Raw genomic sequence first — 25340 nt, 5'->3', positions numbered from 1 at the left:
CTGTCGCCGGAAAACGAGACGGCGCCAATGTGGCGCCGTCGTTAGTGTCGTCGCTTCGCCCGCTCAGAACACCTGGCGGAAGACGACGAACAGCACAAAGGCCAGCGTGATCGAGCAGGGCAGGGTCAGCACCCAGGCGAGCAGCAGGTTGCGCACCGTCGACCATTGCAGACCCGAGCCGTTGGCAGCCATGGTTCCGGCGACGCCGGACGACAGCACATGGGTCGTCGACACCGGCAGACCCAGGCGGTCGGCCATGCCGATAGTGACCATCGCCACGAGTTCGGCGGCAGCGCCCTGGCCATAGGTCAGGTGGCTTTTGCCGATCTTCTCGCCGACCGTGACGACGATGCGTTTCCAGCCGACCATGGTGCCCAGGCCAAGCGCCAGGGCCACCGCGACCTTCACCCATATCGGGATGAATTTCGTCGCGTTGTCGACGGCTTTGTGATAGTCGGTGACCGCCTTGAGATCGGCGGCCTCCATCGGCAGCAACTTCTTCTTGTCGATCAGCTTAAGCGCCTCGCCGATCAGATAGATGTCGTTGCGGGCGTTGCTGACCAGATCTGTCGGCACGTTGTCGACCGAAGCGTAAGGCTGCAGCTCGGCCGTCGTGTTGTGGATGTAGCTCTGCAGAGCGACCGTCGTCTTGTCGCTCCAGCTCCGGGTGCGCACGGCATCCTGCACGGCAGCCTTGGCATCCTTCGCATCGGCGACGGTGACACCGGGCTTCACATATTTGCCTAGCGCGGTCTCCACGCTGACCGAAGCCGACTTGTAGGCTTCGAGATAGTTGATGTCGGGCGTGCGGTTGAGCGCATAGGCCGTCGGCACCACGCCGATCAGGATCAGCATGATCAGGCCCATGCCCTTTTGTCCGTCATTGGAGCCATGCGCGAAGCTGACGCCGGTGCAGGTGAAGATCAGCAGCGCGCGGATCCACCAGGGTGGCGGGGCATTGCCTTTCGGCGCCTCGTAGAGCGCCGGATTGCGGACGAGAAGCTTCATCGCGTAGAGCAGGATGGCGGCGGCGAAGAAGCCGATGATCGGCGACACCAGCAACGTCACGCCGACATTGGTGGCCTGCGACCAGTCGACGCCGCTGGTGGCGCTGCCGGCAGGTGCCATGAATTGGTTGGCAAGGCCGACGCCGATGATCGAGCCGACCATGGTGTGCGAGCTCGACGCCGGCAGGCCGAGGAACCAGGTGCCGAGGTTCCACAGGATCGCGGCCACCAGCAGTGCGAACACCATGGCAAAGCCGGAGGAGGAGCCTACCTGCAGGATCAGCTCGACCGGCAGCAGCGACAGGATGCCGAAGGCGACCGCGCCGCTGGAGGTGAGAACGCCGAGGAAATTGAAGGCGCCCGACCACATGACGGCGAATTCCGCCGGCAGCGAGCGCGTGTAGATGACGGTCGCCACCGCATTGGCGGTGTCATGGAAACCGTTGACGAATTCGAAGCCGAGCGCGATCAGCAAGGCGATGCCGAGCAGGATCCACGGCACCGTCCTGGCCACCGCCAGATCCTGGCTCAGCGCGTAGCCGACATAGACCACGCCAACCAGCACCAGCACACCGAAGACCGGCAGGAACCACTTCGCGCCGCCCGAACTATCCAGCGGATGATCCGGCCTTGGAATGCCCGCCTCACTGGAAACTATGTCCACCATGTCCCACTCCTATTGCATTGCAGCAAAGAACTGGAAAAGACGCTATGGCCGGACGATGAACCCTGTGTGACGCCGGAGAGGCCTGGCCTTTCGCGCGGTCTCCTTCAGGCGGGACCGGAGCGTGTCTTCAGGATCGCCGAGAACAGCGGATCGAAGGCGCGACTGATCGGCGCCGCGGCGGCTCCCAGCGCGATCGACCAGGGATCGGTTGTGCCGAGCTGCAGGCGCGGCAAGGTCCGGCCTGGCCGGTCGGCGATCGACGGCAGCAGCGGATGCATCGCCTCGACAAGCCGGCGCGCCAGCGCTTCCGGCGCGCCGCTGGTCAGGATGACTGTCTGTGGGTCGAAGATGGTTTCGATGAGATGCACGCTCCAGCGCAGGTCATGGGCCGCCCCGTCGATCCAGGCCATGATCTTCACGTCACCCGCCGCGGCCAGCGCGCCGATCTTTTCGTAGAGGTCCTCGTCGGCGGGATCGAGACCAAGATGCTGGTAGAGCGAGGCCAGCGACGCGCGATGTTCCAGCGGCGTCGAGCCCGGACCAGCCGGCGACAGCAAGGCCATGCCGATTTCGCCTGCATTGCCATGCCCACCGCTGTACAGCTCGCCGTTCAGGATCAGTCCGGCGCCGATGCCATAGCCGACATAGAGACACACCGCGTGATCGACGCCATGCGCGGCACCGACGATGCGTTCGGCCGTCGCGCAGGCGGCCGCATCGTTCTGCAGGCCGACATTCAGTCCCGTGCCCTTGGCCAACATGTCCAGCAGCGGAAACTTCTGCCAGGCCGGCATCATCCATTTGTCATCCGAATTCTTTAGGCCGAACGGGCCTGGCATGGCGACGCCAAGACCGACGAGGCGTTTTTCCGACTGCGAGGAGATGCCGGACAGCTCGCGCCGGACGCCATCGATCAGGTCCAGGATCACCTCGACGCCCCTTGACGGCTCATCGAAAGGCAGGTTCGCCTCGGCGCGCGTCAGCACGCTGCCCATCAGGTCGACCGCGACCGCCCGCGTCAGATGACGGTCGATCTGCAGGCCGATGGCGAAAGCGCCTTCAGGAACCAGCCTGTAGGGGGTCGACGGCTGGCCCCGGCCCTTGCGCACCGCCTTGAGCGCGACGACCAGGCCATCGCTTTCCAGGTCCTCGATGATGTTGGAGACCGCCTGCTTGGTGAGCTGCGTCGCTCGCGCGAGGTCGGCCCGCGACAGCGCGCCATTGAGGCGCAGTGCCTCGATCATGACGCGGCGATTGTGCGCGCTTGTGCCCTCCTGGTTGGTGCCGCTCTTGGCGCGGATCTGGCTGATGTCGTCCATCGGCGTTTCCCCTCTTGACTCCATTAGGATATTGATCGACTAATTAAGTCAAGCGAATTGACTTAATGCAAACCGAGCGCCCAAAAACAAGATGGCCAAGGCCTCCGCCTGTCGCCACTGGTCAGCCGGGTAACCATCAGGTCACGCGACACGGATCCGGGAAGACGATGCCGAATGCCTGGCAGCGCCGGCCCGTCAACGCTGCAATGGGAGAAGAAAATGCTTAGGACGATCACCAAGACACTGGTCGGCGCGGTTTTTGCCGGAGGACTGCTCGTCCCCCATGCCTTCGCCGAGACGACGCTCAATGCGCTCTTCATGGCGCAGGCTGCCTACAGCGAGGCCGACGTGCGCGCCATGACGGATGCCTTCACCAAGGCCAATCCCGACGTCAAGATCAATCTCGAATTCGTTCCCTATGAAGGCCTGCATGACAAGACCGTGCTCGCCCAAGGGTCGGGCGGCGGCTATGACGTTGTGCTGTTCGACGTCATCTGGCCGGCCGAATACGCCACCAACAAGGTGCTGGTCGATGTGTCGTCGAAGATCACAGACGACATGAAGAAGGGCGTGCTGCCCGGCGCCTGGACCACCGTCCAGTATGACGGCAAGTATTACGGCATGCCGTGGATCCTTGACACCAAATACCTGTTCTACAACAAGGGCATCCTGGAAAAGGCCGGCATCAAGGCCCCGCCGAAGACCTGGGAAGAGCTCGGCGCACAGGCCAAGATCATCCAGGACAAGGGTCTGCTGAAGACACCGATCGCCTGGAGCTGGTCACAGGCCGAAGCCGCGATCTGCGACTACACCACGCTGGTCAGCGCCTATGGCGGCGACTTCCTCAAGGACGGCAAGCCGGACTTCCAGAATGGCGGCGGCCTGCTGGCTCTGAAATACATGGTAGACAGCTACAAGTCGGGTCTCACCAATCCCAATTCCAAGGAATTCCTGGAAGAGGACGTTCGCAAGGTCTTCGAAAACGGCGATGCCGCCTTCGCGCTGAACTGGACCTACATGTATAACATGGCCAACGACCCGAAGGACTCGAAGGTAGCCGGCAAGGTCGGCGTCGTGCCGGCGCCGGGCGTTGCCGGCACCAGCGAAGTGTCGGCCGTCAACGGCTCGATGGGTCTCGGCGTCACCGCGGTCTCCAAGCATCAGGACGAGGCCTGGAAGTACATCACCTTCATGACCTCGCAGGCAACGCAGAACCAGTACGCTAAACTCTCGCTGCCGATTTGGGCCTCGTCCTATGACGACCCGGCCGTCACCAAGGGCCAGGAGGAACTGATCGCCGCCGCCAAGCTTGGCCTGGCCGCCATGTATCCGCGCCCGACCACCCCGAAGTACCAGGAGTTGTCGACCGCCCTGCAGCAGGCAATCCAGGAATCGCTGCTCGGCACGGCCTCGCCGGAAGATGCCCTGAAAACCGCCGCGCAGAACAGCGGCCTCTGATTTCCACCCATTGCGGGCGGCCTTGTGCCGCCCGTGCTATTTCTGAAATCGTGTTGAATTGAAAGAGGCTGCTCCGATGTCGAGCACCTGGATGACAACCCGCGCCTGGCTGCTGATGCTGCCGCTGCTCATGGTCATGGTCGCCGTCATCGGCTGGCCGCTGGTCGATACGGTCGGGCTCTCCTTTACCGATGCCAAGCTGGTCGGCACGGCCGGCAATTTCGTCGGCGTCGACAATTACACCAACATGCTGTCGAGCTCGAATTTCTCGCGTACGCTGATCACCACGACATTGTTCGCGGTCATTTCGGTCGCCGCCGAAATGGTGATCGGCGTCCTGGCCGCCCTTCTGCTCAACCAGGAATTTCGCGGCCGTGCCATGCTGCGCGCCCTCATGATCCTGCCGTGGGCGCTGCCGACCGTGGTCAACGCCACGCTGTGGCGGCTGATCTACAATCCCGAATATGGCGCGCTCAACGCCGCGCTGACGCAACTGCATCTTATCGACGCCTATCGGTCCTGGCTCGGCGAGCCGGGCACGGCGCTGGCTGCCCTCATCGTCGCCGATTGCTGGAAGAACTTTCCGCTGGTGGCGCTGATCGCGCTCGCCGCCCTGCAGGCGGTACCACGCGACATCACCGCGGCCTCGCTCGTCGACGGCGCGGGACCGTTCAATCGCTTCCGTTTCGTCATCCTGCCCTATCTCGCAGGCCCGCTGATGGTGGCGCTGGTGCTGCGCACCATCGAGGCTTTCAAGGTCTTCGACATCATCTGGGTGATGACCCGCGGCGGGCCGGCAAACACCACGCGAACACTGTCGATCCTCGTCTACCAGGAAGCGTTCTCCTTCCAGCGTGCCGGCTCGGGCGCGTCGCTGGCGCTGATCGTCACCTTGCTCATCACGCTGCTCGCCGTCGCCTATGCGGCCCTGGTGAGGAAGACCGCAGGGAGTGCCGCCTGATGGAACGCAAGAGCCCCGCTTTCACCATCTTCATCTATGCCTGCGCGCTGCTGCTCGCCGCGATCATCCTTGCGCCCATCGCCTGGCTGTTCATCATGAGCATTTCGCCGGCCGCCGATCTTGCCGCCAAGCCGCTGCGCTGGTGGCCGCAGGCAGCCGATTTCTCCCGCTACCAGCTATTGCTGTCGACGGCTGAAAACAGCGCCGGCGCCGCCTTCACCTCTTCGCTGCGCAACAGTCTCGAGATCGCCGGCATGGCGACGCTGGCGGCACTCGCCTTGGCCATTCCCGCCGGCTGGGCGGTGTCGCGCACGCCCGCGATCGGCTGGTCGCTGTCGATGGTCATCGCCACCTACATGCTGCCGCCGGTGGCGCTGGCCGTGCCGCTCTATATGGGCCTGTCGCATCTCGGCCTGCTCAACAATGTCTTCGGCCTGGCTTTGGTATATCTCACTATCCTGGCGCCCTTCACCACCTGGCTGATGAAATCTGGTTTCGATTCCATCCCGCGTGAGATCGAGGCGGCGGCGATGATCGACGGCGCCGGCCTGTTCCAGACACTGCGCATCATCACATTGCCGCTGGCGGCACCGGTGATGGCGACATCGGCGCTGTTCGCCGTGCTGCTGGCCTGGGACGAATTTTTCTATGCGCTGCTGTTCACCTCGGACCAGCGCGCCAAGACCTTGACCGTCGCCATCGCCGATTTGGCCGGCGGCCGTGTTTCCGACTACGGATTGATCGCCACGGCCGGGGTGCTGGCCGCGCTACCGCCGGTGCTGATCGGCCTTGTCATGCAGCGGGCGCTGATCTCGGGCCTGACCAGCGGCGGTGTGAAAGGATGACCATGACTGCAACAGGAATTCGGCCGGCCGGACTGGTCGCCATTGATCGCGAAATGCAGCGCCAGCATGCGGATGCGCGCGCTTCATTCGAACAAAACACCGCCATGGCGCTAAAGGTCGCCGGCTCGATCAGGAAGACCGGACGCCTGCTCCTGCTTGGCATGGGCGGCTCGCATGCGGTGGGGCGTGCCGTTGAGCCGCTCTATCGCACGCTGGGCATCGATGCGCTGGCGCTGCCGCTGTCCGAACAACTCGGCCAGCCGCTGCCGCTCGAAGACCGCACCGTGATCGTGACCTCGCAATCCGGCGAGAGCGCCGAGGTCGTCAGATGGTTTTCGCAGACCGGCGGCAGCTCGGATATTTTCGGCCTGACGCTCGAAGGCGGTTCATTTCTCGCCCGCACTGCGCCTTGCCTGGTCGGCGCTGGTGGCACTGAGCTGGCTTTCGCCGCGACCCGCAGCTTGACCGTGACCCTGGCCCTGCATCTGGCCATCCTGGCTGCTCTGGGTGAGGACCCGGCCGCCGCGCTTGCTGTGCTCGAAGCTCCGCAGGATTGCGTCATCGTCCCCGCACTTGTCGCGCTTGGCAAGGTGGACACGATCGTCACCTCCGGTCGCCGCCTGCAAGGCGTGGCCGAAGCCCTGGCGCTTGGGCTGACCGAACTGTCGCGGCTCCCCTGCTTTTCGCTGGAAGGCGGCCAGTTGCGGCACGGGCCGATGGAGATGCTCGGCCCCCAGATCGGCGTCGTCCTATTTCGTGGTGACGACCCGACGTCGGACCTTGTCACCGCCATGGCCCTTTCGGTGGTAGAGGCCGGCGCGCCGCTGGTCATCTTCGACGCGTCCGGGCAACCGCCTGTCGTCGGCGCCGTCACGCTCTCGTTCAGATCAGCATCGGGGATGGCCGCTGTCTTCGCCATGCTGCCGGTGGCGCAGCGCCTGATGATCGCCTTCGCCGACAGCCGCGTCGACAATGCCGGCACGCCCGTGCGCACCACCAAGATCACCAGGAGCGAGTGATGCGTCCGCTGGCGGTAATCGGTAACGTCAATGTCGACCTGATTGTCGGCCCGATCGCGCCATGGCCGAAGGCGGGAACCGAGACCGTCGTCGACCATGACGAATTGCGGGTCGGCGGCCAGGCCGGCAACACCGGGCTTGCCTGGCAAGCGCTGGGCATCGATTTCGCGATTGCCGCCAATGTCGGTGACGACCAGTTCGGCCGCTGGCTTCGCGAAGCGTTTGGATTTCGCGCCGAGAAATGGGCGGTCCGTCCCGAAGGTACGACCTTGTCGGTCGGCATGACCCATCCCGATGGCGAACGAACTTTCTTGACCACGCGCGGCCACCTGCCCCGCTTCAGCCTCGGCGATGTCTTGTCCGTTCTCGACGGCGGAGCGCTTTCCGGTGGCTATGCATTGCTCTCCGGCTCCTTCCTGACCGAAGACCTCACGCGCGACTATGAAGCTTTCTTCGACTGGACCGACAGCCACGGCATATCAGTGGCGCTCGACACTGGCTGGCCGATCGATGGCTGGACCGAGGCCAATTGCGCCGCGACAAGGGCGTGGCTCTCGCGCTGCGCGCTGGCGTTGTTCAACGAAGTCGAGACGGTGACCCTGGCGGGATTGCCAGGTCCAGAGGAAGCGGCGCGTGAAATCCGATCCAGCATGAGGCAAGGTGCGACCTTTGTGGTCAAGCGCGGGCCGCGTGGTGCCATCGCCATCGGCCCGGACAATACGCTTGTCGAAGCCGTCGCGCCCGATGTCCGTGTCGTCGACACGATCGGGGCCGGCGACGTCTTCAATGCCGCCTTCCTGGCCGCATTGGCACAGGAACAGCCGCTGTCCGCCTGCCTCCGCGCCGCGACGCATGTCGCCTCGCGCGCCATTTCCACCTTGCCCCGCAACTATGGCGGGCCGATGCAGTTCGAGGGTCCCATGCATGAGCGCGCTTGAAATCCGCGGCATCCGCAAGAGCTATGGCAGTGTCGAAACGCTGAAAGGCATCGACATCGCGCTGCAGAGCGGTGAATTCCTGGTGCTGCTCGGCTCATCCGGCTGCGGAAAATCGACGCTTCTCAACATCATCGCGGGACTGGCCGAAGCCACGAGCGGCGACGTGCTGATCGGCGGCCGCTCGATACTCGGCGTACACCCCAAGAACCGCGACATAGCCATGGTTTTCCAGTCCTATGCGCTCTATCCGAACCTGACCGTGCGCCGCAACATCGGCTTCGGACTGGAGATGCGCGGCGTCGCGGCCGACGAGCGTGACAGGGCGGTGAACGAAGCGGCAAGGCTGCTGCAGATCGAAGCTCTGCTCGACCGCAAGCCGAGCCAGCTGTCCGGCGGCCAACGCCAGCGCGTCGCCATCGGCCGGGCGCTGGTACGCAAGCCGCAGGTCTTCCTCTTCGACGAGCCGTTGTCCAACCTCGACGCCAAGCTGCGCCTGGAAATGCGCACCGAGTTGAAGCGCCTGCACCAGATGCTGCAGACCACCGTCGTCTATGTCACCCACGACCAGATCGAGGCGATGACGCTGGCCAGCCGCATCGCTGTCATGCGCGACGGCAGGATCGAGCAGCTCGGCACCCCGGAAGAAATCTACAACGACCCGGCAACACTCTATGTCGCCGGCTTCGTCGGCGCGCCGTCGATGAATACGCTTCAGGCCACCATTGCCGGCGGCAGGCTGGCCATTGCCGGGTCCGATGTACGGATCCCTTTGCCCGCGCGCTATGCGAATGCGGCTCGTGAGCGCGCACAAATGGTCGTCGGCATCAGGCCGGAAGCGCTTCGTGTGGCGACCGGAGCCGCCACGGACCTGTCATTGCCGGTGGAGATCGAGGTGGTCGAACTGACTGGCCCTGAACTGGTCACCACGGCCCGGATCGGCGCGCAGCGGCTGACGGCTTGCTTGCCGCCGCGAGCCCAGCTCGCCAAGGGCGAAAAGCGCAACCTCACCTTCGACGAGGCCGCGCTTCGCTTGTTCGACCCCTCGACAGGCAAGGCCTTGCCGGCGATTTGAAATCACAGCGTCGCCCTGCACCCGCGCAGGCAGGCCTATTTGGCGATCTCGAGAAGTGACGATACCAAGAGTTGGCGCTCGTCCTTCGACAGCACGTCGGAATCGAACAGGTTCATGCTGCGCAGTCCTTCGATGGCGAGATAGCAGACCAGCAGCGATCTGAGGTCCGGCGCCTCGCCCTTCAGGCGCTCGAAAAGCTGCCGCTTGAATGTCTTTATCGGCGTCATGAAATCGGGATCCTCGGCGATCGCCGAAAAAATCCAGGATGCCGACGGCTGCTTTTCCTCGCAATCCTCGGCTGACAGTCTGATATAGACGGCGAGGGGATTTTTGCCGTTGTCGTTGCTGTTCGCGGTTTCCAGCGCTTGCTCGAAATCGCGCAGATAGTCTTCGACGAGGCCCTGCATCAATTTGGCCTTGGTCGGGAAATTGTAGAGCAGCCCCCCCTTCGACACGCCGGCGCGGCTGGCGACTGCATCGAGCGACAGGCTACCGGGCCCGGATTCCCGGGCAACATCAGCCGCCGCGGCGAGAATCTTCTCGCGCGAGTTCGGTCTTTGGGCTCTCATGGTGCCTCCCATCGCAAGCTTAGGCCCAATTGACAAGACCGTCCAGACGGTACAGTAAGACCGCCACCATTTGAAATCGGGACCCGCGGTCGGTATGTGTCCCGATGTCCGTGCTTCGCGCCGGATTTTCGACTGAGGGGACTTCCTTGTTCAAGCGCATACTCCGTGTCTTTATCATTATTGTGGTTCTTGCCGTGCTCGTCATTGTGGTCGGCGGCATCGTCGGCTTCAACTTCCTGCGCGACAACGGCATCAAGCAGTATTTCGCCACCATGAAGCCGCCGGCGGCGACCGTGTCGACGACCATCGTCAAGCCGTCGAGCTGGACGCCGGGCGTCGAGGCGATCGGTACGGTGCGGGCCGTGCGCGGTGTCGACCTGACCGTCGAGACCGCCGGCATCGTCAAGCAAATCCCTTTCCATGCCAACCAGAAGGTGGCGGCCAATGCGGTGCTGCTGCAACTCGACGACGCCGTCGAGCGCGCCGATCTTGATGCGCAGAAGGCGCAGGCGGCGCTCGATCAGACCACGCTGACCCGCGCCATCGAACTGACAAAGCGTGGTGTCGGCTCCGACTCGACGCTGGACACCGCGCGTGCTGCGGCGTCCGCTTCGGCATCCCAGGTCACCAGGCTGCAGGCCGTGCTCGACCAGAAGCAGCTTACCGCGCCTTTCAACGGCACCGTCGGCATCCCGAAGATCGATCTCGGCCAGTACCTGTCACCTGGCACCTCGGTGGTGACGCTCCAGGATCTCGACACGATGCGGGTCGACTTTTCAGTGCCCGAACAGCAACTCCCGCTGCTCAAGATCGGCCAGACCGTTCGGCTCGGCCTTGGTGGCGACGACAAGCCATTTACCGGCGCCATTCGGGGCATCGACCCCAAGATCGACCCCTCCAGCCGGCTGGTGAACATCCGGGCGGAAGTCGCCAATCCCGAAGGGAAGTTGACCCCAGGCCAGTTCGTGCAGGTGCGCGTCGAACTGCCCGCGGAGCAGAACGTGCTCTCCCTGCCGCAGACGGCGCTGACCACCAGCCTCTATGGCGACTACATATTCGTGGTGCAACCGGCGAAACCCGCCGGGGCGCCCCCGGCGCAGCCGGCCAAGCCGGGCGAAAAGCCAGCCGCTGCGGCCACCGACAAGCAGGCGGACACCAAGCCTGCGGACGCAATGAAGCCGGCGGCCGATGCCACCAAGCCGGCGGACGCCAAGCCCGCGGACAAGGCCGCTTCGAATGCCGCCAAGCCAGCAGCGGCCGATCCGGCCAAGCCGGCGGCCGAAGGTGAGAAGCCCACGCTGGTGCTGTCGCAGGTCTTCGTCAAGCCCGGCCGCCGCAATCAAGGCATGGTCGAGATCGTCGAAGGGCTCAAGGCCGGCGACGAGGTCGTCACCGCGGGTCAGAACCGCCTCTTCAACGGCATGACCGTCAACGTCGACAACACCATCGACCCGACCAAATCGGCAAACAAGCAGGCCGACCAGCAATGAGCTTTTCCGATCTCTTCATCCGCCGGCCGGTCCTTTCGACCGTCCTTGCCTGCATGATCCTGCTGCTCGGTTTCCAGGGCATCTTCAACCTGTCTATCCGGCAGTATCCGAAGGTCGACGAAACCGCGATCACCATCACGACGGCCTATCCGGGCGCCAGCGCCGACCTGATCCAGGGCTTCATTTCAGCCCCGATCGCGCGCGCCGTCGCCTCGACCGAGAACATCGACTACGTCACCTCGTCCAGCCGGCCGTCCTCCAGCACGGTGACGGTGCAGATGAAGCTCGGTTCCAATCCCGACGTGGCGCTGACCGAAGTGCTGTCCAAGGTCCAGGGCGTGCGCGGCACCTTGCCGGACGCCTCCAAGGACCCGGTCATCGTCAAGGGTACGGGTCAGCAGTTCGCGATGATGTACATCTCGATGCAGAATCCGAACATGACCAAGGAGCAGCTGACGGAGTATATCGAGCGCGTCATCAGGCCCCGCATGTCGACGGTCGAAGGCGTCGCCGACGTGCAGATCTTCGGCGCCCAGGAATATTCGATGCGCGTCTGGATCGACCCGGTCAGGCTTGCAGCGCGCGGCGTGACAGCGGCCGAAGTGCTGACGGCGATCAACAATTCCAACTTCCTGTCGGCGCCCGGCAACACCCAGAACGAATATGTCGTCTCATCGATCACCGTGCGCTCGACGCTGCAGACACCGGAAGCCTTCGCCGCGCTGCCATTGCGCTCGGCAGACGGCAACGTCGTGCGCCTGCGCGACGTTGCCCGCGTCGAACTGGCCGCCGCGAACACCGACACCAGGGTTTCCTTCAACGGCAAGCCCGGGACCTTCCTCGCCATCTTCCCGACCCCGGCAGCCAATCCGCTGACCACCGCGGCAGCGCTCACCAAGCTCGTCCCGCAGATCCAGGAGACGCTGCCCAAAGGCATGACGATCGAGGTCGTCTACGACGCGACCGGACAGATCAGCGCCTCGATCGAAGAAGTGTTCAAGACCATCGGCGAGGCGGTCGCCATCGTCGTCGTCGTTATCCTCCTGTTCCTCGGTTCGTTCCGCTCGGTGATGATGCCGATCATCACCATTCCGCTGTCGTTGATCGGCGTCTGCTTCCTTTTGTTCGCGGTGGGCTATTCGATCAACCTTCTGTCGCTGCTGGCCATGGTGCTGGCGATCGGCCTTGTCGTCGACGACGCCATCGTGGTGGTGGAAAACATCCATCGCCACATGGAAGAAGACCACATGCCGCCCATGCAGGCGGCCTTCAGCGGCATGCGTGAGATCGCGTCGGCCATCGTCGCCATGACGATGACGCTGGCCGCCGTGTTCGCGCCGCTGGCCTTCACCGGCGGCCTGACCGGCGCCCTGTTCCGCGAATTCGCGGTGACGCTCGCCGGATCGGTGGTGCTGTCTGGCGTCATTGCCATCACCATCACGCCGATGATGTCGGCGCGTCTCCTGAAGCCCGGCAATGCTGGCCGTTTCCAGCGTATCGTCGACGGCACCTTCTCGCGCGTCGAGCACGTCTATGAGCGCGCCGTCACCGGCTCTTTGAACTATCGCCCGCTGACGCTGCTCATCGTGCTGGCGCTTGTCGGCGTGACCGGCTTCATGTTCACCAAAACCTCGACGGAACTGGCGCCGGAAGAAGACCAGGGCTTCCTGCTCTCGCTGGTGACGGGGCCGCGCTATGCGACCTCCGATTACACCGAGACCTACGTCAACCAGATCCTGGGCCTGGTCAAGGATATTCCCGAAACCCGGGCGCAGTTCTCGGCCGTCGCGTTCGGCGGCACGACCAACAGCGCCTTCGTCGGTTTTGCCTTCAAGGATTGGGCGGAGCGGAAGCGCAATTCGAAGGAGCTGCAGGCCGACATCACGGCTCGTATTGCCAAGGTGGCGGGTGTCCAGGCGTTTGTCTTCGCACCGCCGACGCTGCCGGGCTCCGGCGGCGGCTTGCCGATATCCATGGTGGTGCGCTCGACCGGGGATTCCGCTCAGGTCTACGAGGAAGCCGAGAAGATCAAGAACAAGGCGCAGGCGTCGGGCCGCTTCATCGTCGTGCAGAATTCGATGGCCTATGACGCACCGCAGGTGACGGTGACCATCGACCGCGACCGCGCGGCCGCGCTCAACCTGCCGATCGCCGACATCGGCCGGACGCTGACGCTGCTGGTCGGCGGCGCCGAAGTGGCGCAGTTCGACCGCGACTCCAACAGCTATGACATCATCCCGCAGGTGCCGCAGGAATTCCGCGACAACCCCGAAAAGCTCGGCGAGTACTTCGTGCGCAGTGTGACGGGCGAGATGGTGCCGCTATCAGCCGTGGTGAAGATTTCGAACAATGCGTCGCCAGCGGCAATCGAGCAGTTCAACCAGCTGAATTCATCGACGATCTCGGCGCTGCCGCTGCCCGGCGTTACCACCGGCGATGGTTTGAAAGTCCTCGAGGACATTGCCAGGGAGAGCCTGCCCGACACCTTCTTCATCGACTATTCCGGCCAATCCCGGCAGGAGAAGGAACAGGGCAACACGATCCTGATCGCTTTCGGCGCGGCCGTCATCGTCATCTACCTGGTGCTGGCGGCGCAGTTTGAAAGCTTCCGCGATCCGCTGATCATCATGATGGCGGTGCCATTGTCGATCTTCGGCGCGATCGTGCCGCTCAATCTGGGCCTCGGCACGCTCAACATCTATACGCAGGTCGGCCTGATCACGCTGATCGGCCTGATCACCAAGCACGGCATTCTGCTGGTCGAATTCGCCAACCAGCAGCGCGAACTGCATGGCATGAGGCGGCGTGACGCCATCATCGCCTCGGCCAAGGTGCGCCTGCGGCCGATCCTGATGACGACGGCCGCGATGGCGCTGGGCGTGGTGCCGCTGATCGTTTCCAGCGGCGCCGGCGCCGCGGCCCGCTATTCGATGGGCCTGGTCATCTTCACCGGCATCCTGGTCGGCACCATGTTCACGCTGTTCGTCGTGCCTATGTTCTACACCTTCATCGCCAGCAAGGACCTGCCGCATCTGGCGGAAAAGCCGGATCCAAAGCTGATGCCGGCGCTGCCGAGCTGAGGCACAAGGCGCAAGAACCAAAAAGAGGCCGGGATTTCTCCGGCCTCTTTTTTTTTGGGGGTCGCTCCAGCAACTCCGGCACATGGCCGAATGCGGCAACCTGCCTGCTACTTGGCGATGACGATGCTGGTGTTGGCCGGGCCGAAGGTCTCGACGAGCTGGTAGAAATCGGCGGCATTGTCCGGGTGCAGCCGCACGCAGCCATGCGAGGCCGGCTGGCCGAGGCGCTTGATGGCATAGGTGGCGTGAACCGCATAGCCGCCGCTGAAAAAGACCGAATGCGGCATCGGCGCGTTGTCGTACTTTTTCGAATACCACATCTCATGCATGCGCGTCGGCTTGAACGAGCCGGTCGGCGTGACATGCGCCCTGTCGCCGGTGGAAACCTTCCAGGCGAAAGTCGGCCGGCCGTCGACCGAGACTTCCATGACCTGCTGCGACAGCGAAACGCGCGCCACGATGCTGTTGGCGGCGTGGGCAGCGTTGGCGCCGAATAGAAGCGCGCTGCCCACGAGCGCCGCGAAGGTGATGTTGATGAGCTTTGCGGAAATAGTGGTGTGCATGATGTCCCCTCTCTGCCGGCCCGGCCGGCTCCAATTCGATGAGCGGCTTATCCCTGCGGCATGTTTCGGAGAGATTTCGCGAAATGCTCGTTTGTGTTTCGAAACTGTTTCCTCTGGTTAACAGGCCAAACCCCGCATTCTCGGCACTGCCCGCCCCCAAACGCGGGATCAAGAATGAAGTACATAGGTATTCATCCCGAAACGAAAGTTCGAACCATCCATATGAAAGAGATCAGGTAGATTTCGAAACCAAACTGCAACAAATCGCGGATTTTGGCGGCATGATGCGGATACGGACCGGAGGCAAAAGTTGACGTAACGAAAGCAGACGGCAACGACCATGGGAACGAAAACGAACACGCGGTCCTGGCTCTTCAGGATCAGCATCGCGGCGGCGGCCATCGGCGGCATCGGCACCATTGCCGGCGGCCCCATGGCAAAGCTGGCGACGATGAGTTCGAGTGAGATTTCGACCCTGCACGTCGCCCTGTTTTGCGCCACGGTCTGGATCGTTTCCAGCCTGCGCATCGCCCGGTTGAAGGCCCTCTGGCGGGTTGGCCTTCGGCTGCTGGCATTGCGCGGCCCCTCCGGCAACTTGCTGCCGAGAGGACCGAAGGCCCGCGCCGCGACGGGGGGCTCCGTGGGCGGCGCGGGCACTTCGGGAGTTTCCTGAAGCGACCCGCGATACAGTCATCTTTTTGGGGAATTCCGATATGAAAACAAAATTCGCGGCTTCGGTGCTTTCCGCACTGCTCTATGCGCAGGGCCTGCTCGGCTTTGCCGCTCTCGCCAGTGTGCTCTTCAAGGAGCGCGCTCATGCAAGCGAGTTCGCCGCCGGCGGCGACATGGCCTCGGGCCCGTCATTGCTGGTGGTGCGCTGAACCTCGCGGGCATCGGCGCGGAAATGGAAAGTCCGATGCTCATCCGGGGAGCCAGCTGGAAAAGCCAGCCGTCAGTCGGCGAACTGCCGTGGCGGATCGAACCTGTAGCCGGCGCCGCGTATGGTGGTGATGGTCTCGGTGTCGAGCTTGCGGCGCAGCCGCACGATACGCGAGTCGATCGAGCGATCGAAAGCGTCGGCATTCTCGGCCGGTGCGGCGGCGATAATGTCGTCACGCGTCAGCACCTTGCGCGGGCTCGCCAGGAACAGCCTGAGCAGCGCCACCTGGCCGGGCGAGAGCTGCTCCTGCGTACCGGAGCGATGCATGACGATCGCCGATCTCAGATCGACGGTCGCGTTCTCCAGCACGATCAGTTCCTGGGTGCCCCTGCCGCGCCGCGAAAGCAGGCCGCCGACACGCGCGGCGAGTTCCCTGACATTGAGCGGACTTTCGACGACGTCGGCGGCGCCAAGCTCGAGCGCCAGCACCTTGTCGAGGAGATCGGCCGGCCGGCATATCAGGATGAAATCCGGTCCATGCTCGCCGCCCCCACTTTGGCCGCCATAACGCCTGAGCAGATCTCGCCCTTCCGCCTGGCTAACGCTGTCCCCGACGACGACGACATCGATGCCTCTGCCCGCCAGCAGCGATTCCGCCTCCCAGGGCTGCCGCGCCTCGCGCACGTCGTGGCCGCGCCGCTCAAGATGGTCGGCAAGCTCGGTCGCCACGACGTCGGCAACGGAAACAAGCGCGATGACGGCTCGTGCGGCCATGTTTTCCAACCGTTCCCTGGCAACCGGATATGAGTACTGGACATCATGTTTATACCCAATCTACTTTCCACTGAAAGTGGGAGCGAGAGCATCGTGCGGGCAAGAATTGTCATCGTCGAGGACGAGCCCGACCTGAGGGACGCGGTCGCTGAATATCTCGGCGCCGCCGGCTATGATGTGGCGACCGCGGAAACCGCGGCCGCCGCGCGCAGCCTGATCGAGACGCAGCCCTTCCATCTGGCCATCCTCGACATCGCCATGCCGGGCGAGGATGGCCTGTCGCTCGGCCGCTGGCTGCGCTCGAAAATGCCCATCGGCATCATCTATGCGACCGCCGCCGGCACCGCGCTCGACCGCATCGTCGGGCTGGAACTCGGCGCCGACGACTATATCGTCAAGCCATATGAACTGCGCGAAGTGCTGGCCAGGGTGCGCAGCGTGCTGCGCCGTGTCCCGCAGCCGACGGAGCCGCAGGACAGGAAAGCCAGGACCGACCGCCGTTCCGTGGCTTTCGGCCCCTTCCAGGCGGATCTCGACGGCAGGCTGGTCACCGGCGCCAATGGTACGGTGATCGACATGGCCAAGAGCGAGTTCGACGTGCTGGAGGTTTTCCTGACCCGAGCCAACCGGCTGCTGACCAGGACCGCGATCTCCGAGGCGATCGGCTTCACCGAGGATCCGGAATCATCGCGCGCCGTCGACATCCGCATCATGCGGCTGCGCAAGAAGATCGAGACTGATCCGGCCAACCCGAAATTCCTGCGCACGGTGCGCGGCGAAGGTTATATCTTCTCGCTGCCGACCGGCGACGGCAACTGAGCGTCAGACCCACAGGGTTTCCGCTCCGCAGCCGTTGCCAGCCGATCGAAGTAACGTGACTCTGGAATGACGGCTGACAATGACGGGCGAGACGGCAAGCACGGATATGCAGGGTTTCAGGCAAGGCGCGGCGATGGCGGCCGTGCGTGTCGTGCGCCGGCTGCGCGAGGCCGGCGACTGGCAGCGCGAAATGGACGGCATACTGGAAACGCTGTGCCACGCCATGGAGTGCCAGCGCGGTATCCTGTTCCGCCTGCGCGAATTGCCCGGCCAAGGTTTCGCCCAGTCGGTCGCCGCCTACTGGATCGACCCTGATTTCGGCGGCGAACTGGCTTCGCCGACCGTCATCATGCAGTCGATCGTCAATTCGGATCCGCTGTTGGAGCGGCTGGCCGAGGATGAGCGGCAGGGGAAGGTCTTCGCCGGGCACACGCGCGATCTCGAAGGGTTCCTGAGAGCTGATTTCGAAAAGCAGAACATCAAGTCCTTCCTGTCGGTATCCGTCTTCGCACACGGCCATCTGTGGGGCACGCTCGCCGTCAATGATTGCGTCGAGGAGCGTGAATGGACCGACGAGGAAGAGGCGACGCTGCACATCGTCGCGCTCGCCATCGGCGACGCCATAGAACACTCCCCCTCCGACGCCCATGCCAGCGAAGTGATCCGCCGCACCATGCTGCAGGCCTCGCTCGATGCCATCATCGTCATCGACGAGGCCGGATCGATTATCGAATTCAATCCGGCTGCGGAAAAGATGTTCGGCTTCCAGCGCAGCGATATCCTTGGCAAGGACCTGCTCGATACCGTCGTTCCGGAATACTACCGCAAGGGTTATGCCTCGGGCGCCGACTACATGTCCGGCCGCGGCGCGCCGATGGTCGGCCAGCGGCTCGAGACGGTGACGCAGAATGCCGCCGGCGAGGTCTTCCCGATCGAGCTGACGGCGACCGAGATGCGGGTCGCCGACCGCCGGCTTATCTTCGGCTCCATCCGCGACCTGCGCGAGAGGCTGCGCGCCGAGGAGGAGATCAACCGGCAGCGCGAGAAGCTGCACCAGAACGAGAAGATGGCGGCGATGGGCTCGCTGCTCGCGGGCGTTTCGCACGAGCTCAACAACCCGCTGGCGGTGGTGGTCGCGCAATCGACGCTGCTGCATGAATTCGCCTCGGACCCGCAGACCAAGGTCCGTGCCGAAAAAGTGCGCGCCGCAGCCGAGCGCTGCGGGCGCATCGTCAAGAGCTTCCTGTCGATGGTCCGCCTCCATCCGGCGGCGCAGACCGAGACCGATCTCAACCAGGTGATCCGCGCCGCTCTCGAGGTGACCGCCTACGGGGCGCGCTCGAGCGGCATCATCATCGATACCGATTTCGCGCCGGGTCCCCTGCTGGCCATGGCCGACGCCGACCACGTGACGCAGGTGGCGGCCAATTTCCTCATCAACAGCCAGCATGCTCTGGCTGGCATCGCCGGCGACCGGCTAATCAAGGTACGGAGCTTCCGCAGCGACCGGGGCAATCCGGGCTTCTCGGTCGAGGACAACGGACCCGGCATTCCCGAGGCCATCCGGTCGCGCATTTTCGAATCCTATTTCACCACCAAACCGGTCGGCGTCGGCACCGGTATCGGCCTGTCGATTTCGAAGTCCATCATCGAGCGGCACAATGGCAATGTCTGGTTCGAGGAAGTGCAGCCGAGAGGCGCGCGTTTCGTCGTTCAGTTGCCGGCTATCTCGGCGGGCATCGCTGCCGCTGGCGAAAGCCAGCCACGATCGAGCGGCCTGCGCCACGCCTTGATCATCGATGACGAACCCGACGTCGCCGGTTCCTTGTCCGACATTCTCGAATTGATGGGCATCAAGTCGCGGATCGCGCCGGTCTGGGAATCGGGCGCCGCCACCTTGAGCGGCCACATGCCGCCGGACATCGTCTTTTCGGATCTGCGCATGCCCGGCACATCAGGCATTTCGATCTACCGCGAACTGCTTGCCGAGCGGCCCGACCTGGCGCGGCGCTTCGTGCTGGTCACCGGCGACCTCATAGGCGCAAAGGCGGAAATCGAAGCCTTGCCGGCGCAGCAGCGGCCACAGATCCTCGAAAAACCGTTCAGCACGCTGGATGTGCGCAGCGTGCTTTCGACCATCGCCGAGCAGGCTGTGTCGAAAGCATAAAAAAGAGGCCCCCGGCCGACATCGCGGCGGGAGCCGAAGGGAGCGCTGGAGGACGCTCGGGGAGATCAGGGCATGATCCCCAAACGGGAACCGGTTTTCGGGATCATGCCAGGCAAATCCAGAGACAGAAATCAGAAGATGTTGGGCGTGCTGGTCAGCGGCGCGGCGTTGGCGATCATGCGGATCGCGCGGGCCTTGTGCGTTCCGGACTGCTCGGCAATGGCGCGCAGGCAATCCACGCTCTCGGCGCCCCAAGCCTGCCCCTTGCAGGCGAAATCGATCGCGGGCGTCGGCAGGCGGGCGGTCGTGGTCGTGGTCGGCGCACCTTCGACGATGTTGGCGGGCGGATTCAACGAAGCGAAGGCTGGGCCGACCGTCGGCGTGAACGCCATGCCGGCGAAGGCGCAAGCAGCCAGCGCCATGAACATTGCCATCGGGTGGTCGCTGGCACGCTGGCGAAGCGCCAGCTTCGGGCGGCGGTCAGCGCGCTCCGGAGCCTGAAAGCGGTTGCTGCTGGTGATCTGGACTTTCGCATTCATCATCATCCCCTTCGTTGATTTTCTTTTTGCGATAAAGCGAATTTAATCGCGCCTTGTAACGACGGAAAGGTGACGAGAGCCCGGCAATGTAACCGGATTGAAACGTTAATACGGGCAGAGACGGTCAAAATCGGTCATCGACTATTTTGATCCGGGATAGCGGGTTGCCCAGCGTGCCCCGCTGGTGGCCGACGCGAACGGCAGGGCTTTTTCTTGCTCCCGGAATACCTTGTCGGAGGGCGCGATTTGCAGCGTGACCGGCAACGGGTGGAGGTTATGGAACTCTGGCTAACACCCGGATTTTCCGGGGTTTTCAGAGGTCACGGTGGAGCAGGATTCCGCTGGAACCGGGGCTGACATTTTCGCCCCGAAACCTGAGCATTTCCACAAACCATTGCATTTCAACGCAAAATATGATTATATTGAATGCATATTCAATAAAAAGAAGAGACGTTTCATGAACCCGCACCTCCGTGACGTGGCAATCCCGAACGATTGGGACCGGCGGGGATTGCCGGGCTGGAGTTACCATTCCACCGCCCTTCTCGAACTGGAGAAGGAGCATGTCTTCCGCAATCATTGGCAGATCGCCGGGCATATCTGCGACATACCCAATGCCGGCGACTACCTCACCATGGATGTCATCGGCGAGCGCGCTTTGATCGTGCGCGGCAAGGACGGCGTCGTGCGCGGCTTCAACAACATGTGCCGCCACCGCGGCAGCCGCGTCGTGGCCGACAGCCAGGGCAATTGTAAGAACGCGCTGGTCTGCCCATTCCATGGCTGGGTCTACAATCTTGACGGTACGCTGCGCGGCGCCGCCCGCCCGCGCTCCTTCCCCGATCTCGACAAGACCGAGTTCGGCCTGATGCCGCTCGATCTCGAAATCTGGATGGGCTTCATCTTCATCCGCTTCCGCAATGGCGGGCCACAGGCTTCCGTCGCCGAGCTGTTGAAGCCGATCGAAACCGAATTCGCGCATTACAATGCCGCCGACATGGTGCCCTCCTGGGGCATCTGGACCCAGAAAATACCGGTCAATTGGAAGTCGGTTCGCGACGTCGACAATGAAGGCTATCACGTCGCCATGGCGCATCCGGCCCTGCAGGATCTCTACGGCGCCACCTATTTCGACGAACCTTTCGTCAACGGCGTCTCGCGCTCCTTCGCCACCTACAACCCGCATGCCGGCCGTCGCTGGAGCGTCAGGAACTACGTCAAGATCGCGCCGGAGCCGACGCATCTACCGGACCACCTCAGGAAGGCCTGGGTCTATTACGGCATCTTCCCGAACGCCGTCCTGTCGGTGATGCCGGAATCGGTGCAGTTCTATCAGGAGTTCCCGCTGTCGACGGGTGAGACGCTGCTGCGTGGCGCCATCTATCGCTACCGCGACGAAAGTCGCGAGCAGGCCGCCGCCCGCTATCTCTCCTTCCGTATCGATCGCGACACCATGTCGGAAGACGTGCAGCTTTCGGTCTGGTCGAACGAATCCATGTTGTCCGAGTCCTTCGAGGGTTTTTACTTCTCCGACCTCGAATATGGGGTGCGCACCCACCACGACCATCTGCGCAAGCAGCTTCCGGTGCTCGGCCTGGAAACAGCGCCGGAAGAAAAGGACATGTGGAACCTAAACGATGCGCTGAGATCGCGAGGGTAGCGGCGCAAGCCGCGAAACTCTCCCCCACAAGAGGAAGATCGGCTATCACCCCCGCCAGACACCCTCTTTCCTGAGGTCATCCATGGTGCGCGAAATGCCTTCGCGCAGGATGCCGACCATGTCGTCGATCTGCTCGCGCGTGATGATGAGCGGCGGCGACATCACGCACATGTTGATCAGTGGCCGCACCAGCAGGCCAAGCTCATGGCAGTGGGCGTCGATGCGTTTTCCGACATTCTTGTCGAGTTGCAGCGGATCCTTGCTTTCGCGGTCGGCGACGCATTCGACACAACCCATCAGCCCCAAGCCGCGCACCTCGCCGACCAGCGGCAGCTCTTCCAGCGTCTTCAGCTGCGCCTGGAAATAGGGGGCGACCGCCTGCGCGTGGGCAAGCACGCTTTCTTCCAGCAGGTCGAGGTTCTTCAAGGCCACCGCGCAGCCGACGGGATGGCTGGTGTAGGTCAGCCCGTGGCCGAACATTGCGTCGGGATGGTTCGAGCGGCGCAGCTCCTCCAGCAGCCGTTCCGAGATGATGACGCCGCCGAGCGGGAAATAGCCTGAGGTGACGCCCTTGGCAAAGGTGATCATGTCGGGGTCGATGCCGAAGACGTCGCCGGAGGCAAAGACATGGCCAAGCCGGCCGAAGCCCGTCACCACCTCGTCGGAAACATAGAGAATGTCGTTGTCACGGCAGATCTCGCGGATGCGCTTGAGATAGCTGTCGGGCGGCACGACGACGCCGCCGGACGCCTGCACCGGTTCGCCGACGAACGCGCCTATTCTGTCGGCTCTGACGCGCGCGACCGTGTCGCGGAACTGATCGACGAGGAAATCGGTGAAGGCAGCGATGCTCATGCCTTGCGGACGCCGGAACGGGTCGGGCGAGGAGAGCTTGACCACCATGTCGCCGGCGCCGTCCATCCAGTCGCGATCGCGCGGGCGGCCATTGAGCGAGGCCGAAAGATAAGTCGAGCCATGGTAGGCGCCGGCACGGCTCAGGATCAGCTTCTTTTCCGGCCGGCCACGTACATTGTTGTAGAACTGCATGAAGCGCAACGCCGTCTCGACCGCGGATGAGCCGCCCGTGGTGTAGAAGACATGGCTGAGGTCGCCTGGGGCATGGCCGGCGATACGTTTGGCAAGCTCCGCCGATGGCGCGTTCATCGTGTACCAGGGCGTGTTGTAGGACAGCGCCATCGCCTGGTCGTACATCACCCTGGCGAGTTCCTCGCGACGATGGCCGACATTGACGCACCACATGCCGGCCGGGCCGTCGATGAGCCGCTTGCCGGTGTTGTCGGTGATGTAGATGCCATCGCCCTCGCCGATCAGCGCACGCGCCTCCGAACCGACGGAACCGGCATAAGGCCAGGGCTGGATGAGATGACGCTTGGCCAGCTCGACCGCATCGTCGCCGCCAGGGCCAGCCGTTTCGCCTGCCTTCAGATCTCTCACCGCCGCCATCATCGCCTCCACATCACCGAATTTTCCCGGGCATCAATCCGGTTCGCTATGGCCGAAATCATCGCTCCGCTCACATGATTTTGAATGTCCGTTCAATCAACATTGCAGAAATGGCGCTTGATTTCAATCCGCGGATGCGCGCATGATGAAAGAAAGCCGGCAAGGGGAACAATAGCCGGCGCCAGCCCAATGGGATGCCGTATGGCGGGACAGTCCAGGCCAGCAACCGAGATCACAACCGGAGCCCCGCCCTCTGGTGCCCTGCAATGACGGTGGCTGCGGAAGGGTTGCCTCCGTTGCGCACGACGCGGGCCAGACGAAATGCCCTTCTGCAATCCGAGCCCGTACAGGGCTTTGCCCTGATCAGCCCGACCTTGCTCTACGCGCTCATCCTGCTGGTCCTGCCGATACTGGTGGTCATCGCCCACTCCTTCTGGACGCAGCACTACCTGACCATCGACCGCACCTTCACGCTGGAGAATTACCGCGTCGCGCTGACCGAGCCGATTTACCGCGATCTGTTAGGGCGCTCGCTCTATATCTCGCTGACGGTCAGCCTGTTCACCGTCGTCCTCGCCTACCCGATCGCTTATTTCATTTCCTTTCACGGCGGCCGTCACAAGAGCCTGTGGCTGTTCCTCATCACCATCCCGTTCTGGACCAGCTATCTCTTGCGCGTGATGTCGTGGAAGGTCATCCTGGGCTATAACGGCGTCTTGAATTCCGGCCTGATGGGTCTGGGCATCATCGAGGAACCGTCGACAGCCCTGCTCTACAATTCGAGCGCCGTCATCATCACCCTTACCCATGCCTGGGCGGCCTTCGCCATTCTGCCGATCTTCGTGTCCCTGGAAAAAGTCGACCGCACGCTGGTCGAAGCGGCCACCGATCTTGGCGATGGCCCCTTGCGCTCGTTCCTGCGCGTGACCTTGCCGCTGTCGGCGCCAGGCATCATTTCCGCGGCGCTGATCGTCATGATCCCGACGGTCGGCGACTACGTCACGCCAAAGCTCGTCGGCGGCAAGGACGGCGTCATGATCGCCAACGCCATCCAGGCGCAGTTCGGCAAGGCAGCCAACTGGCCGCTCGGTGCCGCACTTTCCGTCACCACCATGCTGATCGTCTCCCTGATGGCCGGCGCCACGGTGCTGATCATCCGCACTTTGCGAAGGATGGCGCGATGAGGGCGCGGCGCTTCCTGCCGAGCGGCTGGCTGTCCGCCTACGCGTTCTTCTATATCGTCTTCCTCTATCTGCCCGTCATCTTCCTGCCGATCTTCTCGATCAACACGGCGGCGACGCCGAAATTCCCTCTGACCGGCTTCACCCTACAGTGGTACGAAGACTTGCCGCGCACACCGGCGCTGCTCGACGCCGCCTGGAACAGCCTGATCGTCGGCGTCTCGGCGGCCATCCTCTCGACCGTACTCGGCATCCTCGCCGCCCGCTCGATCACCCGCTACCGCTATCCCGGCCGCCCCGCCATCAATGGCCTGATCATGGCGCCGCTTGTGCTGCCTGAAGTGATCGTTGCCATCTCCATGCTGCTGGTGATGCTGCAGCTTGGCTTGAGCCTGTCGCTGGTCACCGTCGTGCTCGGCCACGTGCTGATCTGCATTCCCTATTCGATGACAGTGTTGACCTCCGGCTTCGAAGGTTTCGACCGCAGCCTCGAGGAAGCCTCCGCCGATCTCGGCGAGAGCGCCTTCGGCACTTTCCGGCGCGTGACGTTGCCGATGGTGGCGCCGGCGATCATTTCCAGCCTGCTGGTCTGCTTCACCATCTTTCTGGATGAATTCATCATCGCCTTCTTCCTCACCGGCACCAAGGCGACGCTGCCGATCTACATCTGGGGCCAGTTGCGTTTCGCATCGAAACTGCCCGGCGTTCTGGCGCTGGGCACGCTGCTGCTGGTCGCCTCTTTCCTGCTGATGACGATCGCCGAAATGCTGCGTCGCCGCGCGGCCAGACGCACCCAGAACGAGGGAGGCCTCTATGCCTGAGCGGCCGCGGATCGAGCGCACTCACGCGGACAGGATCCAATCCGAAA

At 63.4% G+C, this 25340-nt stretch carries 22 protein-coding genes; 15 read left to right on the top strand and 7 right to left on the bottom strand.

Going from position 1 to position 25340, the window contains the following annotated elements:
• Positions 1 to 63: 63 nt before the first annotated feature.
• Both FJ434_RS14305 and FJ434_RS14300 read right to left on the bottom strand, forming a co-directional pair.
• Positions 64 to 1674 carry an inorganic phosphate transporter gene (locus FJ434_RS14305; RefSeq protein ID WP_140748028.1) on the bottom strand — a complete coding sequence of 537 codons (1611 nt, stop codon included), beginning with the start codon at positions 1672 to 1674 and terminating at the stop codon, positions 64 to 66.
• 104 nt (positions 1675 to 1778) lie between these two features.
• Positions 1779 to 2993 carry an ROK family transcriptional regulator gene (locus FJ434_RS14300; RefSeq protein WP_140748029.1) on the bottom strand — a complete coding sequence of 405 codons (1215 nt, stop codon included), beginning with the start codon at positions 2991 to 2993 and terminating at the stop codon, positions 1779 to 1781.
• Between the two features lie 219 nt (positions 2994 to 3212).
• Between FJ434_RS14300 and FJ434_RS14295 the strand changes: the two genes are divergently transcribed.
• The 6 genes from FJ434_RS14295 (at position 3213) to ugpC (ending at position 9286) form a co-directional block, all read left to right on the top strand.
• The gene (locus FJ434_RS14295; RefSeq protein WP_140503433.1) at positions 3213 to 4451 is read left to right on the top strand and encodes an extracellular solute-binding protein; all 1239 of its coding nucleotides are present in this window, start codon (positions 3213 to 3215) and stop codon (positions 4449 to 4451) included.
• 76 nt (positions 4452 to 4527) lie between these two features.
• Positions 4528 to 5412 (top strand): sugar ABC transporter permease, encoded by an 885-nt coding sequence (locus FJ434_RS14290; RefSeq protein ID WP_140748030.1) that lies wholly within the window; start codon positions 4528 to 4530, stop codon positions 5410 to 5412.
• Entirely contained in the window at positions 5412 to 6257 is an 846-nt protein-coding gene (locus FJ434_RS14285; protein WP_140748031.1) for a carbohydrate ABC transporter permease, read from the top strand. The genes FJ434_RS14290 and FJ434_RS14285 overlap by 1 nt, the downstream gene beginning before the upstream one ends.
• A complete protein-coding gene (locus FJ434_RS14280; protein WP_140748032.1) occupies positions 6254 to 7276 on the top strand; it encodes an SIS domain-containing protein in 1023 nt (340 codons plus the stop codon). Before FJ434_RS14285 ends, FJ434_RS14280 begins: the two co-directional genes overlap by 4 nt.
• Positions 7276 to 8214: a PfkB family carbohydrate kinase gene (locus FJ434_RS14275; RefSeq protein WP_140503440.1), complete on the top strand. Its 939-nt coding sequence runs from the start codon at positions 7276 to 7278 to the stop codon at positions 8212 to 8214. Before FJ434_RS14280 ends, FJ434_RS14275 begins: the two co-directional genes overlap by 1 nt.
• The gene (gene ugpC / locus FJ434_RS14270) at positions 8201 to 9286 is read left to right on the top strand and encodes a sn-glycerol-3-phosphate ABC transporter ATP-binding protein UgpC (RefSeq protein ID WP_140748033.1); all 1086 of its coding nucleotides are present in this window, start codon (positions 8201 to 8203) and stop codon (positions 9284 to 9286) included. Before FJ434_RS14275 ends, ugpC begins: the two co-directional genes overlap by 14 nt.
• A 35-nt stretch (positions 9287 to 9321) precedes the next feature.
• On the opposite strand, the gene FJ434_RS14265 is transcribed toward ugpC, so the two are convergent.
• Positions 9322 to 9855, bottom strand: coding sequence for a TetR/AcrR family transcriptional regulator (locus FJ434_RS14265; RefSeq protein WP_140509808.1), 534 nt, complete (start codon positions 9853 to 9855; stop codon positions 9322 to 9324).
• Positions 9856 to 10001: 146 nt separating this feature from the next.
• On the opposite strand from FJ434_RS14265, the gene FJ434_RS14260 reads away from it, so the two are divergent.
• Both FJ434_RS14260 and FJ434_RS14255 read left to right on the top strand, forming a co-directional pair.
• Positions 10002 to 11345, top strand: coding sequence for an efflux RND transporter periplasmic adaptor subunit (locus FJ434_RS14260; RefSeq protein ID WP_140748034.1), 1344 nt, complete (start codon positions 10002 to 10004; stop codon positions 11343 to 11345).
• Positions 11342 to 14425 (top strand): efflux RND transporter permease subunit, encoded by a 3084-nt coding sequence (locus FJ434_RS14255; RefSeq protein WP_140748035.1) that lies wholly within the window; start codon positions 11342 to 11344, stop codon positions 14423 to 14425. Before FJ434_RS14260 ends, FJ434_RS14255 begins: the two co-directional genes overlap by 4 nt.
• Before the next feature lie 107 nt (positions 14426 to 14532).
• Here the strand turns inward: FJ434_RS14255 and FJ434_RS14250 are convergent, their stop codons facing one another.
• Positions 14533 to 14988 (bottom strand): L,D-transpeptidase, encoded by a 456-nt coding sequence (locus FJ434_RS14250; RefSeq protein WP_140748036.1) that lies wholly within the window; start codon positions 14986 to 14988, stop codon positions 14533 to 14535.
• Between the two features lie 340 nt (positions 14989 to 15328).
• Here FJ434_RS14250 and FJ434_RS14245 point away from each other — a divergent pair, with 340 nt between their 5' ends.
• A complete protein-coding gene (locus tag FJ434_RS14245; RefSeq protein ID WP_140748037.1) occupies positions 15329 to 15661 on the top strand; it encodes a hypothetical protein in 333 nt (110 codons plus the stop codon).
• A gap of 40 nt (positions 15662 to 15701) precedes the next feature.
• A complete protein-coding gene (locus tag FJ434_RS14240; protein WP_140509800.1) occupies positions 15702 to 15869 on the top strand; it encodes a hypothetical protein in 168 nt (55 codons plus the stop codon).
• Positions 15870 to 15940: 71 nt separating this feature from the next.
• Here the strand turns inward: FJ434_RS14240 and FJ434_RS14235 are convergent, their stop codons facing one another.
• Positions 15941 to 16642 carry a response regulator transcription factor gene (locus FJ434_RS14235; protein ID WP_140748038.1) on the bottom strand — a complete coding sequence of 234 codons (702 nt, stop codon included), beginning with the start codon at positions 16640 to 16642 and terminating at the stop codon, positions 15941 to 15943.
• A gap of 45 nt (positions 16643 to 16687) precedes the next feature.
• On the opposite strand from FJ434_RS14235, the gene FJ434_RS14230 reads away from it, so the two are divergent.
• Both FJ434_RS14230 and FJ434_RS14225 read left to right on the top strand, forming a co-directional pair.
• On the top strand, positions 16688 to 17461 hold the full coding sequence (locus FJ434_RS14230) for a response regulator transcription factor (RefSeq protein WP_181165926.1): 774 nt from the start codon (positions 16688 to 16690) through the stop codon (positions 17459 to 17461).
• A gap of 79 nt (positions 17462 to 17540) precedes the next feature.
• On the top strand, positions 17541 to 19628 hold the full coding sequence (locus FJ434_RS14225) for a PAS domain S-box protein (protein ID WP_181165927.1): 2088 nt from the start codon (positions 17541 to 17543) through the stop codon (positions 19626 to 19628).
• Positions 19629 to 19759: 131 nt separating this feature from the next.
• Here the strand turns inward: FJ434_RS14225 and FJ434_RS14220 are convergent, their stop codons facing one another.
• On the bottom strand, positions 19760 to 20167 hold the full coding sequence (locus tag FJ434_RS14220; protein ID WP_140509795.1) for a hypothetical protein: 408 nt from the start codon (positions 20165 to 20167) through the stop codon (positions 19760 to 19762).
• A 457-nt stretch (positions 20168 to 20624) separates the two neighbouring features.
• Between FJ434_RS14220 and FJ434_RS14215 the strand changes: the two genes are divergently transcribed.
• Entirely contained in the window at positions 20625 to 21827 is a 1203-nt protein-coding gene (locus FJ434_RS14215; protein WP_140748039.1) for an aromatic ring-hydroxylating dioxygenase subunit alpha, read from the top strand.
• 45 nt (positions 21828 to 21872) lie between these two features.
• Here the strand turns inward: FJ434_RS14215 and FJ434_RS14210 are convergent, their stop codons facing one another.
• Complete coding sequence (locus FJ434_RS14210; RefSeq protein ID WP_140748040.1) at positions 21873 to 23291, bottom strand: aminotransferase; 1419 nt, start codon at positions 23289 to 23291, stop codon at positions 21873 to 21875.
• A 266-nt stretch (positions 23292 to 23557) separates the two neighbouring features.
• Here FJ434_RS14210 and FJ434_RS14205 point away from each other — a divergent pair, with 266 nt between their 5' ends.
• The gene (locus FJ434_RS14205; protein ID WP_140748041.1) at positions 23558 to 24475 is read left to right on the top strand and encodes an ABC transporter permease; all 918 of its coding nucleotides are present in this window, start codon (positions 23558 to 23560) and stop codon (positions 24473 to 24475) included.
• Positions 24472 to 25293 (top strand): ABC transporter permease, encoded by an 822-nt coding sequence (locus FJ434_RS14200; protein ID WP_140748042.1) that lies wholly within the window; start codon positions 24472 to 24474, stop codon positions 25291 to 25293. The genes FJ434_RS14205 and FJ434_RS14200 overlap by 4 nt, the downstream gene beginning before the upstream one ends.
• The last annotated feature ends 47 nt before the right edge of the window (positions 25294 to 25340 follow it).

Origin of the sequence: Mesorhizobium sp. B2-5-13 (assembly GCF_006440535.1) — a bacterium.
Lineage (GTDB): Bacteria > Pseudomonadota > Alphaproteobacteria > Rhizobiales > Rhizobiaceae > Mesorhizobium > Mesorhizobium salmacidum.
This window is presented reverse-complemented; position numbering and strand designations above follow the sequence as displayed.

Excerpts from the sequence above, each read along its gene's own strand:
- FJ434_RS14305 (WP_140748028.1), bottom strand. The coding sequence starts at position 1,674 with ATGGTGGACATAGTTTCCAGTGAGGCGGGCATTCCAAGGCCGGATCAT.
- FJ434_RS14300 (WP_140748029.1), bottom strand. The coding sequence starts at position 2,993 with ATGGACGACATCAGCCAGATCCGCGCCAAGAGCGGCACCAACCAGGAG.
- FJ434_RS14295 (WP_140503433.1), top strand. The coding sequence starts at position 3,213 with ATGCTTAGGACGATCACCAAGACACTGGTCGGCGCGGTTTTTGCCGGA.
- FJ434_RS14290 (WP_140748030.1), top strand. The coding sequence starts at position 4,528 with ATGTCGAGCACCTGGATGACAACCCGCGCCTGGCTGCTGATGCTGCCG.
- FJ434_RS14285 (WP_140748031.1), top strand. The coding sequence starts at position 5,412 with ATGGAACGCAAGAGCCCCGCTTTCACCATCTTCATCTATGCCTGCGCG.
- FJ434_RS14280 (WP_140748032.1), top strand. The coding sequence starts at position 6,254 with ATGACCATGACTGCAACAGGAATTCGGCCGGCCGGACTGGTCGCCATT.
- FJ434_RS14275 (WP_140503440.1), top strand. The coding sequence starts at position 7,276 with ATGCGTCCGCTGGCGGTAATCGGTAACGTCAATGTCGACCTGATTGTC.
- ugpC (WP_140748033.1), top strand. The coding sequence starts at position 8,201 with ATGAGCGCGCTTGAAATCCGCGGCATCCGCAAGAGCTATGGCAGTGTC.
- FJ434_RS14265 (WP_140509808.1), bottom strand. The coding sequence starts at position 9,855 with ATGAGAGCCCAAAGACCGAACTCGCGCGAGAAGATTCTCGCCGCGGCG.
- FJ434_RS14255 (WP_140748035.1), top strand. The coding sequence starts at position 11,342 with ATGAGCTTTTCCGATCTCTTCATCCGCCGGCCGGTCCTTTCGACCGTC.
- FJ434_RS14250 (WP_140748036.1), bottom strand. The coding sequence starts at position 14,988 with ATGCACACCACTATTTCCGCAAAGCTCATCAACATCACCTTCGCGGCG.
- FJ434_RS14245 (WP_140748037.1), top strand. The coding sequence starts at position 15,329 with ATGGGAACGAAAACGAACACGCGGTCCTGGCTCTTCAGGATCAGCATC.
- FJ434_RS14240 (WP_140509800.1), top strand. The coding sequence starts at position 15,702 with ATGAAAACAAAATTCGCGGCTTCGGTGCTTTCCGCACTGCTCTATGCG.
- FJ434_RS14235 (WP_140748038.1), bottom strand. The coding sequence starts at position 16,642 with ATGGCCGCACGAGCCGTCATCGCGCTTGTTTCCGTTGCCGACGTCGTG.
- FJ434_RS14230 (WP_181165926.1), top strand. The coding sequence starts at position 16,688 with ATGTTTATACCCAATCTACTTTCCACTGAAAGTGGGAGCGAGAGCATC.
- FJ434_RS14225 (WP_181165927.1), top strand. The coding sequence starts at position 17,541 with ATGACGGGCGAGACGGCAAGCACGGATATGCAGGGTTTCAGGCAAGGC.
- FJ434_RS14220 (WP_140509795.1), bottom strand. The coding sequence starts at position 20,167 with ATGAATGCGAAAGTCCAGATCACCAGCAGCAACCGCTTTCAGGCTCCG.
- FJ434_RS14215 (WP_140748039.1), top strand. The coding sequence starts at position 20,625 with ATGAACCCGCACCTCCGTGACGTGGCAATCCCGAACGATTGGGACCGG.
- FJ434_RS14210 (WP_140748040.1), bottom strand. The coding sequence starts at position 23,291 with ATGGCGGCGGTGAGAGATCTGAAGGCAGGCGAAACGGCTGGCCCTGGC.
- FJ434_RS14205 (WP_140748041.1), top strand. The coding sequence starts at position 23,558 with ATGACGGTGGCTGCGGAAGGGTTGCCTCCGTTGCGCACGACGCGGGCC.
- FJ434_RS14200 (WP_140748042.1), top strand. The coding sequence starts at position 24,472 with ATGAGGGCGCGGCGCTTCCTGCCGAGCGGCTGGCTGTCCGCCTACGCG.